The sequence below is a fragment of the Streptomyces flaveolus genome (genome assembly GCF_044765825.1).
GTDB lineage: Bacteria > Actinomycetota > Actinomycetes > Streptomycetales > Streptomycetaceae > Streptomyces > Streptomyces flaveolus.
This window is the reverse complement of record NZ_JBIWKU010000023.1, coordinates 18,776-30,620: the sequence shown is the minus strand read 5'-3', so window position 1 is coordinate 30,620 and position 11,845 is coordinate 18,776. Positions and strand designations below refer to the sequence as shown.

The 11,845-nt window shown below is 73.0% G+C and carries 10 protein-coding genes; 5 read left to right on the top strand and 5 right to left on the bottom strand.

Annotated elements, in window-relative coordinates; all coding sequences use genetic code 11:
* Positions 1-215 precede the first annotated feature (215 nt).
* Positions 216-1,958, bottom strand: a complete 1,743-nt coding sequence (gene lysS / locus ACIRG6_RS37590) for a lysine--tRNA ligase (RefSeq protein ID WP_350725615.1) — start codon at positions 1,956-1,958, stop codon at positions 216-218.
* Positions 1,959-2,129: 171 nt separating this feature from the next.
* On the opposite strand from lysS, the gene argS reads away from it, so the two are divergent.
* Positions 2,130-3,887, top strand: coding sequence for an arginine--tRNA ligase (gene argS, locus ACIRG6_RS37585; protein ID WP_403326590.1), 1,758 nt, complete (start codon positions 2,130-2,132; stop codon positions 3,885-3,887).
* On the opposite strand, the gene ACIRG6_RS37580 is transcribed toward argS, so the two are convergent.
* The 3 genes from ACIRG6_RS37580 to ACIRG6_RS37570 all read right to left on the bottom strand — a co-directional run bounded on the left by ACIRG6_RS37580 (position 3,865) and on the right by ACIRG6_RS37570 (position 7,712).
* Positions 3,865-4,770, bottom strand: a complete 906-nt coding sequence (locus tag ACIRG6_RS37580; protein WP_403326587.1) for an arylamine N-acetyltransferase family protein — start codon at positions 4,768-4,770, stop codon at positions 3,865-3,867. The genes argS and ACIRG6_RS37580 overlap by 23 nt on opposite strands.
* A 71-nt stretch (positions 4,771-4,841) precedes the next feature.
* Positions 4,842-6,071 carry an aminotransferase-like domain-containing protein gene (locus ACIRG6_RS37575; protein ID WP_403326584.1) on the bottom strand — a complete coding sequence of 410 codons (1,230 nt, stop codon included), beginning with the start codon at positions 6,069-6,071 and terminating at the stop codon, positions 4,842-4,844.
* A gap of 66 nt (positions 6,072-6,137) precedes the next feature.
* Entirely contained in the window at positions 6,138-7,712 is a 1,575-nt protein-coding gene (locus ACIRG6_RS37570) for a helix-turn-helix domain-containing protein (protein ID WP_403326582.1), read from the bottom strand.
* A 209-nt stretch (positions 7,713-7,921) separates the two neighbouring features.
* Between ACIRG6_RS37570 and ACIRG6_RS37565 the strand changes: the two genes are divergently transcribed.
* Complete coding sequence (locus ACIRG6_RS37565; RefSeq protein WP_403326579.1) at positions 7,922-8,686, top strand: DUF4232 domain-containing protein; 765 nt, start codon at positions 7,922-7,924, stop codon at positions 8,684-8,686.
* A gap of 43 nt (positions 8,687-8,729) precedes the next feature.
* On the opposite strand, the gene hemB is transcribed toward ACIRG6_RS37565, so the two are convergent.
* Positions 8,730-9,722 carry a porphobilinogen synthase gene (gene hemB / locus ACIRG6_RS37560; RefSeq protein ID WP_189234403.1) on the bottom strand — a complete coding sequence of 331 codons (993 nt, stop codon included), beginning with the start codon at positions 9,720-9,722 and terminating at the stop codon, positions 8,730-8,732.
* A gap of 101 nt (positions 9,723-9,823) precedes the next feature.
* On the opposite strand from hemB, the gene ACIRG6_RS37555 reads away from it, so the two are divergent.
* The 3 genes from ACIRG6_RS37555 to ACIRG6_RS37545 all read left to right on the top strand — a co-directional run bounded on the left by ACIRG6_RS37555 (position 9,824) and on the right by ACIRG6_RS37545 (position 11,829).
* Positions 9,824-10,282, top strand: coding sequence for a MarR family winged helix-turn-helix transcriptional regulator (locus tag ACIRG6_RS37555; RefSeq protein WP_364684901.1), 459 nt, complete (start codon positions 9,824-9,826; stop codon positions 10,280-10,282).
* Positions 10,283-10,358: 76 nt separating this feature from the next.
* A complete protein-coding gene (locus ACIRG6_RS37550; protein ID WP_364684903.1) occupies positions 10,359-10,868 on the top strand; it encodes a hypothetical protein in 510 nt (169 codons plus the stop codon).
* 1 nt (position 10,869) lies between these two features.
* Positions 10,870-11,829, top strand: a complete 960-nt coding sequence (locus tag ACIRG6_RS37545) for a D-2-hydroxyacid dehydrogenase family protein (RefSeq protein WP_364684905.1) — start codon at positions 10,870-10,872, stop codon at positions 11,827-11,829.
* Positions 11,830-11,845: the final 16 nt, after the last annotated feature.

Here is an 11,845-nt window from a genome sequence, read left to right as displayed (position 1 = left end):
CCACCGCTCCCCCCGCCCCCCCCCCCCCCCCCCCCAAACCCCAACCCCCCCCCCCCCCCCCCAAACCCCCCCCCCCCCACCCCCAACCCCCCCCCCCCCCCGCCCCCCCCCACCCCCCCCCCCCCCCCCCCCCCCCCCCCCCCCCCCCCCCCCCCCGCGGCGGCGCCCCCCCCCCCCCGCCCCCCCCCCCCCCACCCACGTCCTGACCGGCGGACCTACTCCCCGAGCAGCGTCCGCACCCGGTCCTGCCCGACCGCCAGCAGCAGCGTGGGCAGGCGCGGGCCGGTGTCGCGGCCGACGAGCAGGTGGTACAGCAGCGCGAAGAACGTCCGCTGGGCCGTCTTGATCTCCGGCGGCAGTTCCTTCGGCGTGGCGTCGGCGGAGAACCCGGCCTGGACCTTGGGCACGCCGTAGACCAGGTGGGTGAGCCCGTCCAGCGACCAGTGCTCGGCGAGCCCGTCGAGCAGCAGCCGCAGCGACTGCCGGGACGGCTCGTCGAGGGACTTCAGCAGCTCGGCGTCGGGCTCGTCGCGGACGATGGTGCGCTGGTCGGCGGGGACGTGGGTGTTGATCCACGCCTCGGCCTTGTCGTAACGCGGCCGGGCCTCGGCCAGCGAGCCCAGCGGGTTCGCCGGGTCGAGCTCGCTGAGGATGCGCAGCGCCTGGTCCTCGTGGCCGGCGGTGATGTCGGCCACGGACGCGAGCGTCCGGTACGGCAGCGGCCTGGGCGTCCGCGGCAGCTCACCGGCGGCCGTGCGCACGGCACGCGCGTGCGCGGCGACGTCGGCGGGCAGCGCGCTGCCGTCGGCCACCTTGGCGTCCAGGCGGTCCCACTCGTCGTAGAGCCGCTGGATCTCCTGGTCGAAGGCGATCTTGAAGGACTGGTTGGGCCTGCGGCGCGCGTACAGCCAGCGCAGCAGCTGCGGCTCCATGATCTGCAGGGCGTCGCCCGGGGTGGGCACGCCGCCCTTGGACGAGGACATCTTCGCCATGCCGCTGATGCCGACGAAGGCGTACATCGGGCCGATCGGCTGCTTGCCGCCGAAGATGCCGACGATCTGCCCGCCGACCTGGAACGACGACCCGGGGGACGAGTGGTCGACCCCGCTGGGCTCGAAGATCACGCCCTCGTACGCCCACCGCATCGGCCAGTCGACCTTCCAGACCAGCTTGCCGCGGTTGAACTCGCTCAGCCGGACCGTCTCGGAGAAGCCGCACGCGGTGCAGGCGTACGTCAGCTCGGTCGAGTCGTCGTCGTACGCGGTGACCGTCGTCAGGTCCTTCTCGCAGTTGCCGCAGAACGGCTTGTACGGGAAGTACCCGGCGGAGCCGGAGCTGCCGTCGTCCTCGGCGGCGGCGCCGGAGCCCTCCGCGGCCTCCAGCTCGGCCTCGTCGACCGGCTTCTGCTGCTGCTTCTTCGCCGGGGCCTTCTTGGTCCGGTACTGGGCGAGGATCGCGTCGATGTCCTGCCGGTGCTTCATGGCGTGCAGGATCTGCTCGCGGTAGACACCGGAGGTGTACTGCGCGGTCTGGCTGATCCCGTCGAACTCCACGCCGAGCTCGGCCAGCGCCTCGACCATGGCGGCCTTGAAGTGCTCGGCCCAGTTGGGGTGGGCGGAGCCCTTGGGCGCCGGGACGGAGGTCAGCGGCTTGCCGATGTGCTCGGCCCAGGTCTCGTCGACGCCGGGGACACCGGCCGGCACCTTGCGGTACCGGTCGTAGTCGTCCCAGGAGATCAGGTGCCGGACCTCGTGGCCGCGGCGGCGGACCTCGTCGGCGACCAGGTGCGGGGTCATGACCTCGCGCAGGTTGCCCAGGTGGATGGGACCGGAGGGGGAGAGTCCGGACGCGACGACGACCGGTTTGCCCGGGGCACGACGCTCCGACTCGGCGATGACCTCGTCCGCGAAACGGGAGACCCAGTCGGTGGTCTCTGTGCTCTGAGCCACGATCGGCACGTCCTCTTTCCCTGGTGTTTCCTGAAGTACAGCTCGGGCAGCCGCTACGGTCGCACGGCTGACCGCTCCATTCTCCCAGCCCGGCCCGCATCCGCGAAAACCCCTTTTCATCGCGTGGGATACTCGGTTTCCGTAGTACTTCCGGAACCCGAGCAGAACGGCAGCCACTCCATGGCCTCGGTCACGTCCCTCAGCGACTCCGTCCAGCAGCACCTCGCGTCCGCCCTCTCGGCCGTCCGGCCGGAGGCCGCCGACGTCGACCCGCTGCTGCGACGAAGCGACCGGGCGGACTACCAGGCCAACGGCATCCTCGCCCTGGCCAAGAAGTCCAAGGCGAACCCGCGTGAGCTGGCGGCCGAGGTCGTCTCGCACATCACCACCGGCGACCTGATCGCGGACGTCGAGGTCTCCGGGCCCGGCTTCCTCAACATCACCATCGGCGACCGGGCGATCACCGGGAACCTCGCCGCGCGGTACGCGGACGGCGAGCGCCTCGGCGTGCCGCTGAAGGAGAACGCGGGCGTCACGGTCGTCGACTACGCCCAGCCGAACGTGGCGAAGGAGATGCACGTCGGCCACCTGCGGTCGGCGGTCATCGGCGACGCCCTGCGCGGCATGCTCGACTTCACCGGCGAGAAGACGATCGGCCGGCACCACATCGGCGACTGGGGCACCCAGTTCGGCATGCTCATCCAGTACCTGTTCGAGCACCCCGGCGAGCTGGCCCCGGCCGAGGACGTCGACGGCGAGCAGGCCATGAGCAACCTGAACCGCGTCTACAAGGCGTCGCGTGCGCTCTTCGACTCGGACGAGGAGTTCAAGGACCGGGCCCGCAAGCGGGTCGTCGCACTCCAGTCCGGTGACAAGGAGACGCTCGAACTGTGGCAGCAGTTCGTGGACGAGTCGAAGGTCTACTTCTACTCCGTCTTCGAGAAGCTCGACATGGAGATCCGCGACGAGGAGATCGTCGGCGAGTCCGCGTACAACGAGGGCATGCCCGAGACCGCCCGCCTCCTGGAGGAGATGGGCGTCGCGGTGCGCTCCGAGGGCGCGCTCGTGGTGTTCTTCGACGAGATCCGCGGCAAGGACGACCAGCCGGTCCCGCTGATCGTGCAGAAGGCCGACGGCGGCTTCGGCTACGCGGCGTCCGACCTGACCGCCATCCGCAACCGCGTCCTCGACCTGCACGCGACCACGCTGCTGTACGTCGTCGACGTACGCCAGTCGCTCCACTTCAGGATGGTCTTCGAGACGGCCCGCCGGGCCGGCTGGCTGAACGAGGACGTCACCGCGCACAACATGGGCTACGGCACGGTGCTCGGCGCGGACGGCAAGCCCTTCAAGACCCGCGAGGGCGCGACCGTGCGGCTGGAGGACCTGCTGGACGAGGCGGTGCAGCGGGCCGCCGAGGTCGTCCGGGAGAAGGCGCGGGACCTCACCGAGGAGGAGATCCAGGAGCGGGCCGCGCAGGTCGGCATCGGGGCCGTGAAGTACGCGGACCTGTCGACGTCGCCGAACCGCGACTACAAGTTCGACCTGGACCAGATGGTCTCGCTCAACGGCGACACCTCCGTCTACCTCCAGTACGCCTACGCCCGGATCCAGTCGATCCTGCGCAAGGCCGGCGAGGTCCGCCCCGCCGCTCACCCGGAGCTGGACCTGCACGACGCGGAGCGGGCGCTGGGCCTGCACCTGGACGCGTTCGGGGACACCGTCTTCGAGGCGGCCGCGGAGTACGCCCCGCACAAGCTGACGGCGTACCTCTACCAGCTCGCGTCGCTGTACACGTCCTTCTACGACAAGTGCCCGGTCCTGAAGGCCGAGACGCCCGAGCAGGTGGAGAACCGCCTGTTCCTGTGCGACGTCACGGCCCGCACCCTGCACCGGGGCATGGCCCTGCTGGGCATCAGGACGCCCAAGCGGCTCTGAGTGCCTCGCCCGTGCCCGCCGGGCGGGCCGTGCCGGGTCGGACCGGCAGGGTCAGCCCGTCGGGCACGTCGATGCCGAACTCCTCCGCCAGCACCCGGCGGACCGCCGCCTCGTCCGGCACCTTCCGCTCGGTGACGGTGCCGTCGGCGCGGGTCTCGGTGACGCGGTCGCCGGCGAGCAGCAGGTGTCCGTCCGCCGTGAGGTGCTGCACGTAGGGCCGGCGGGAGAAGGGCGACCGGGGGTTCGTGGCGATGTGCCAGTTGATGACCTCGTAGTCGCACTGCTCGAACGGCTCCAGCGTGAAGGCGTACTGCGCCTGCCAGCCGGCGCCCGCGGACGCCCCGTGCGCCTCGAGCACCCACATCTCCAGCGGCCCCCGGTGCGGTGCGTGCACCAGCCGGTGCCGGCGCCCGGCGTCGTGGAACTCGGTGTCCGCGGCCAGCGGCACCGGCTCCAGCAGGGACCCGACGGCACCGAAGCCGACGTCGGCCAGGTACGGCCGGGGTTCGCCGGGGACCTCGGCCAGCAGGGCCATGTGGGTGCGGGGCCGGTCCTCGACCCGGTCGGCGCCGACGACGACCCGCGCGGTCAGCCGCGTCACCCGGAACCCGAGCGCCTCCAGGGCGAGCGCGAACAGCGTGTTGTGCTCGTAGCAGTACCCGCCGCGCCGCCGCCGGTGGACCAGCTTGGCCATCAGGCCGGCGGGGTCGAGGGAGGGCGCCGTGCCGCACAGGGCGTCGAGGTTCTCGAACGGGATCGCCCTCAGATGGGCGAGGTGCACCCCCCGCAGGGTGGCCGCGTCGGCCCGCCGCTCCCCCTCCCAGCCGATCCGCCCGAGGTACGCGTCGAGGTCGAACGGTGTGGTCCGTGAGCTGGTAGCCATACCGCCACCTTAGGGACGCGCCGCCCACCCCGTCCGCCGTCCCCGGCCGGACCGGCCCCCCGCCTTTCGTCCTAGGCCGACAGTCCCTTGGCCCCCAGCGCCGCGCCCAGCCTCCGCAGCCCCTCCGCGATCTCGTCCGGCGTCTGCGTGACGAAGCACAGCCGCATCGTGGCGCGGTCGGGCGCACCGGCGTGGAAGGGGGCGCCGGGCACGTACGCCACGTCGTGCCGGACGACCTCGGGCAGCAGGGCCGTGGTGTCGTACCGCTCCGGCAGCCGCGCCCACAGGAACATGCCGCCCTCGGGACGGGTCCACACCGACCCCGCCGGCAGCGCGTCCGCCAGGCCCGCGAGCATGGCGTCCCGGCGTTCCCCGTAGGCGGCGGAGACGCGGGCGACGTGGGCGTCCAGGTCGTTGTCGGCCAGGTACCGGGCGGCGGCGAGCTGGTTGACGGTCGGGGTGTGCAGGTCGGCGGCCTGCTTGGCGACCGCGCAGGCCCGCAGCAGCTCGGCCGGCGCCCGCAGCCAGCCCAGGCGCAGGCCGGGTGCCATCACCTTGGAGAAGGAGCCCAGCAGCACGGTGCGGTCCCGGGCCCCCTCGTGGGAGGCGATCCACGGCACCCGCTCGCCTTCGAAGCGCAGCTCCCCGTACGGGTCGTCCTCGACGATCCACAGCCCGCACCGGCCGGCCACCTCGGCGACGGCGGCACGGCGGGCGGCGGGCATGGTGCGGCCGGTCGGGTTCGAGAAGGTGGGCACCGTGTAGAGCAGCTTGGGCCGCTCGCGCACCACCAGCTCCTCCAGCGCCACGGGGTCCAGCCCGTCCTCGTCACCGGGCACCGCGATCACGCGGGCGCCCGCGAAGCCGAAGGCCTGGAGGGCGGCCAGGTAGCAGGGATCCTCGACGAGGACCGTGTCGCCGGGTTCGATCAGGGCCGTGGCGAGCAGGGACAGTGCCTGCTGCGAGCCCGTGGTGACGAGGATGTCGTCGGCGTCGGTGGCCAGCCCGCGCACCGAGGTACGGGCGGCGAGCGCGGCCCGCAGGACGGGCTCGCCCTCGGTGGTGGAGTACTGCAGCGCCCGCGCGGGTGCCTCGGTGAGGACGGCCCGGTACGCGGCGGCGATGCCCTCCGCGTCGAACAGCGAGGGGGCCGGCAGCCCGCCCGCGAAGTTGATCACCTCGGGGCGGGCGGTGACGGCGAGGATGTCCCGTACCGGCGAACCGCCGATCGACCGGGCCCGCGCGGCGAGCGGCGGCAGGGGTGCGGTGGCGGTGGGAGCGGCGTCCTGAGTCACTGTCATGACCGCAGCCTAGGGAAGTACGTGCCCTCTACAGGGACGTTTCCGTGATGCGGACACGCGTGCGAGTCAGGTCCCCGCGACCCACTCCCAGGCGTGGCTGCCGAGAGGATACGCGTAGTAGGACGCGTCCTTGGAGGCACTGGTGCGGAACGGCTTGCCGTGGTCGTCGATGCGCAGGGTGCCCTGCCGCTCCCCGCTCGACCACTCCAGCTCCAGGTACCAGCTGACGTCGTGGCCGCTGGTGTGCGCCTTGACGTGGAACACCTCGGGGTCGGACTCGGTGACCTTGTACGGGAAGTCCCGCTGCCCCGCGACCGGCATCGCCAGCGGGGTGCCCAGGTCCAGCGAGACGTCGAAGGACGCGGTGTCCACCCCGCCGCCGCAGCCGTTGCCCATCACGTACTGGTTCCAGTCCAGCGCCGGCTTGCTGCTCACCACGCGCACGTGCAGGTCCTCGAGGACCACGGTCTCCTGGCCGGTGCCCTGCACGGTGAGGACGACGGTCTGCCGGTTCGCGGAGACGGCGCCGTAGGCGGTGGCCCAGCCGACCGCGTCCTGCTGCGGGGGCGGGGGCAGCACGTTCTGCGGGCTGCGGTCGACCAGGAAGGCGTGGTCGCAGGGGGAGTCCCAGAAGTACGGGGTGGTCGCCACGGTGAGCGCCGGGCCGCCGGCGGGGGCGGGGCGGCTGGGCGCGGCCGTGCTCTCGCGCGTCGCGGTCGCCGAGGCGGACGCGGAGGTGGACGGCGACGGGGAGGCGGTCGCCGAGGCGGAGGCGCTCGCGCTCGGCGACGCCGGCCGGCTGGCGGTCCCGGACACCGGGGCGGAGGCCGACACGGCGGCCCCGACGGCCCCGGCCGGACCGCGCTGCCCGCCGTCGCCGTTGCCCGGCACGAGGTTCGCCACGAGCGCCACGGCACCGGCGATGACGACGACACCGGTCGCGGCGTACAGGGCGGTGCGGTGCCGCCGACGGCGCGAGGGAGCGGGGCGCTCCGGTGCGGAGGGGGCATCCAGGGTGTAGGAGGGGGCCGATGCGTTCCCGGCCCCGCCGGCGGACGCCGATCCGGCCCCGGCCCCGACCGCGGACCCCGATCCGCTCCCGACCCCGCCTGCGGACGCCGATCCGCTCCCGGCCCCGGCCGCGGACCCCGATCCGGAGACCGACCCGGGCCCGGAGGCGGACCCCGATCCGGAGGCGGACCCCGGCCCCGAGGCCGACCCCGGCCCGGAGGGGGACGGCTCTCCGGGTGCGGACGCGGCGGCCGCTGACGACGCGTCCGGCGGCCCGCTCCCCTCCCCCGCGCGCGCCCCCGCCGCTCCGGCGCTCTCCGCCTCGGCGGCGTCCTCCGCCGCCGCTTCCGCCGGGGGTGCCTGCCGCCCGGCGTCCTCCCCCTTCTTCACGCCGCGCAGCGCATCCGCGCGGATCCACCGGCGATGGAGTTCGAGCAGCTCCTCGGGGGTCGCCCGGCACACCCGGGCCAGCCGCTCGACGGGCGCGAACTCGACGGGTACGACCTCCCCGCTGACGTACCGGTGCACTGTGGACGCGCTCATGTGCAGCCGCTTGCCCAAGGCCCCGTAGCTGAGCCCGGACCGCTCCTTGAGCTCCTGCAACAGTCCCGCGAAGTCGTCCCCCGCCACCGTCTCTCCCTCTCCCGCATCCCCGCACCGCATCCCAGAGGGACACCGTTTCCCCAGGTCAGAGCCGTTCCCGGCATCCCATTGTCCCGCATGCGGCGGCACGGCTGGCGCACGGGACGACTCGGACCCCAAGCTGTGGTCATCCAAGCAGCCGCTCCCGGCGAACGGTCGAGCGGCTCACCCAACTTCCTTCGAAACGGGGCTCCTTCATGTCTGCACGCACCACCCGTACCCGCCTGTTCGCCGCCACCACGGTCGCCCTGGCCGCGCTCGCCCTGACGGCCTGTGAGGGAGGTTCGGAGACGGGCGCCGAGAGCGGTCCGTCCACCTCCGCGACGGCCACGGGCCACAACACCCCGTCCGCCGGCGCCTCCGCCTCCACGGGCGGCGACAAGAGCTCGTCCGGTACGACCACGGGCTCGGGCACGGACACCCACGGCTCCACCGGTTCCTCCGGCTCCAACGGCTCGGCCGGCTCCTCGGGCTCCGGCGGCAAGGACGCCTCCTCCGGCTCGGCCGGCGGCAACAGCGGCTCCGGCGCCCAGGGCGGCGACGACGAGGACGACATGCCCGGCAAGTGCTCCGCGTCCGACGTGAAGATCACCGCGCAGAAGCTGTCCCGCCCCCTCAACCACCTGCTGCTGACCGCCACCAACACCGGCTCGAAGACCTGCATGCTGCCCCCGTACCCGGCCGCCCGCTTCGGCGAGGCCCAGTCGGTGCCGCCGGTCGCGGAGGCGACCAAGCCGCAGTCGCTGACCGGGGTCGCACCCGGCGAGTCCGGCTACGCCGGGGTGCTCCTGTCGGCCGGCGACGGCAGCGGCGAGAACGGCTACGAGACGAACACCCTCACGATCCCCTTCGAGGACGGCTCCATCGCCACGGTCGCCCTGCCCGCCGGCGGCGTGTACGTCGACACCGCGCTGACGGTCACCTACTGGCAGACCGACGTGGACGCCGCCCTCGGGTTCTGAAGAGGTGCCCGCACCCCGTGCGCGAAGCACCGGGGGAGGTCGCTCAGCGCAGCGTGCGAGCGACCTCGGTGGCCCAGTAGGTCAGGATGTTGCGCGCGCCGGCCCGCTTGATGCCGGTGAGCGTCTCCAGGATGGCCCGGTCGCGGTCGATCCAGCCCTTCTCGGCGGCGGCCTCGATCATCGAGTACTCGCCGGAGATCTGGTAGGCGGCGACGGGCACGTCCACGGCCTCGGCGACCTTGGCCAGGATGTCGAGGTAGGGGCCGGCCGGCTTGACCATCACCATGTCGGCGCCCTCCTCCAGGTCGAGCGCCAGCTCCCGCATCGACTCGCGCACGTTGGCGCCGTCCTGCTGGTAGGTCTTGCGGTCGCCCTTGAGCGAGGATCCGACGGCCTCGCGGAAGGGCCCGTAGAAGGCGGAGGCGTACTTCGCGGTGTAGGCGAGGATGGCGACATCCTCCCGCCCGATCTGGTCGAGGGCGTCGCGGACGACCCCGATCTGGCCGTCCATCATCCCGCTGGGACCGACCACATGGGCACCGGCGTCGGCCTGGACCTGGGCCATCTCGGCGTACCGCTCGAGGGTGGCGTCGTTGTCGACCCGGCCCTGGTCGTCGAGCACACCGCAGTGCCCGTGATCGGTGAACTCGTCGAGGCACAGGTCGGACATGACGAGCAGCTCGTCCCCGACCTCGGCCCGCACGTCCCGCAGGGCGACCTGGAGGATCCCGTCCGGGTCGGTCCCCACCGTCCCGGCGGCGTCCTTCTTGGCCTCCTCCGGCACGCCGAACAGCATGATCCCGGAGATCCCGGCCTCGACCGCCTCTGCGGCGGCCTTCTTCAGGCTGTCCCGGGTGTGCTGCACGACCCCGGGCATCGCCGCGATCGGCACCGGCTCGCTCACGCCCTCCCGCACGAAGGCGGGGAGGATCAGGTCGGCGGGATGCAGCCGCGTCTCGGCGACCATCCGACGCATGACGGGAGTGGTCCGCAGCCGCCGGGGCCGGGTGCCGGGAAAGGATCCGTACGTCGTCATACCACCTACGCTACGCCCGCCCCCGCCATGCCTTTGCCGACGCGGAGTCGGCCCCCGGGACGCTTGACCTCGACCAAACTCGAGCTTCTACGGTCGGCGCCATGGACTACTCGCACAGCGACGCCGAACTGATCCGACAGCCCGTCGGCTACTGGACCTGGGCGGCCTACAAGGCCGTCGTCACCCGCACCCGGGCGGCCCTCGCCGAGATCGGCACGACCCAGCCCCAGTGGTGGACCCTCGCCCAGGTCGCCCGCGCGGACACCCCGAAGACCCGCGCCGAGGTCTCCCGCATCCTGCGCGGCTACCTCGACACGGGCGCGGACGGCATGGAGGCGGAGATCGACGCGACCGTCACCGCCGGCTGGATCACCGAGCACCCCGACGGCCGCCTGACCCTCACGGCCGAGGGCCGCGCCTTCCACGAGAAGGCGGCCGCCCTCCAGACCGACCTGTGGACGGAACGCCACGCGGGAATCTCCGACGAGGAGTACCTGACCACCATGAAGGTCCTCCAGCGCCTCATCCACAACACGGGCGGCCGGGCCTGGCACCACTGACCCGCCCTTCGCCTCGGGCCCGCGTCCCGGACGCGGACGGCGGAACCGATCACCGGCGCGGGATGTCCGGACAGATGTGGCGGCCCTCCTCTTCCTGACCCTGGCCCTCGCGCCGTTCCTGACGCCGTTCGTCGTCCTGGGCACCGCGGGGGTGCTCGCCGTGCGGGCGTGGCACTGGGAGCCGGAGAACGGTCTGCGCATGCCCGGCGCCGTGTCGTGCGGTCTGCTGGCCGTGCTGGCCGGATCGGCGGCCCTGGGCGCCTACGCGTACGGCGTGAACCAGGGGTTCTACATCCTGGACCCCGACCAGATGTGCGCCGCCGCCGGAGCGCCCGGCGATCACGTGGTGACCCGGATGACGCTGCCGGTCAGCGCCCAGTGCGTCACGTCGGACGGCGTGGGCACCGAGCTGGTGCCCGGCTGGGTGAACCCGGTCGTCCTCACCGGCCTGACGGTTTTCGTGCTCGCCCTCGCTTCCGCCGTCGCGTCGGCACTGCGCCGGGCACGGGCACACCCCCGTGGTGGACAATCCGAAGGCCTCCGCCCGCGCCGCGGCGGAGGCACCGGGCTCACAGGAGAGGGCTGACATGCGACTGCGCTGCGCCGTGCTCGACGACTTCCAGGACGTCGCCACCACCGTCGCCGACTGGAGCCCCGTCAGCGACCGGGTGGAGGTGACCGCCTTCACCGAGCACTTCGCCACCGAGGACGAACTGGCCGAGGCCCTCGCGGACTTCGACATCGCGGTGACCCTGCGCGAACGCGTCCCGTTCCCCGCCTCCCTCCTCGACCGGCTCCCCCGGCTGAAGCTGATCGTCGCGTCCGGCATGCGCAACTCCGTCATCGACCTCGCCGCCGCCGAACGGAACGGCGTCACGGTCTGCGGCACCCAGAGCTCCCCCACCCCGCCGGTGGAACTGACCTGGGCGCTGCTCCTCGGGCTGGCCCGCGGCATCGTGACGGAGAACAACGCCCTGCGCGCGGGCGGCCCGTGGCAGTCGACGGTCGGCGCGGACCTGCACGGCCGCCGCCTCGGCCTGCTCGGACTGGGCAAGATCGGCGGCAGGGTGGCGCGGGTGGGCCTCGCCTTCGGCATGGAGGTCACGGCCTGGAGCCCCCACCTCACCAAGGAGCGCACGGACGAGGTGGGCACCGACCTCGCGCCTTCGAAGGAGGAGTTGCTCCGCACCAGCGACTTCCTCTCGCTCCACCTGGTACTGGGCGAGACCACCCGGGGCATCCTGGGCGCTCCCGAACTGGCCCTGATGAAGCCGACCTCCTACCTGATCAACACCTCCCGCGCGGCACTCGTCGACCAGGACGCACTGCTCACCGCCCTGCACGAGGCCCGGATCGCGGGCGCGGCGGTCGACGTCTTCGACAGCGAACCCCTGCCCGCCGACCACCCGATGCGCACCGCGCCCCGCCTCCTGGCCACCCCGCACCTGGGCTACGTCTCCCACCTCAACTACCGCACGTACTACGGCCAGGCGGTGGAGGCCATCGACGCCTACCTCGCCGGCACCCCGATCCGCCGCCTCGGCTGAACCCGTCCGGGGAGGT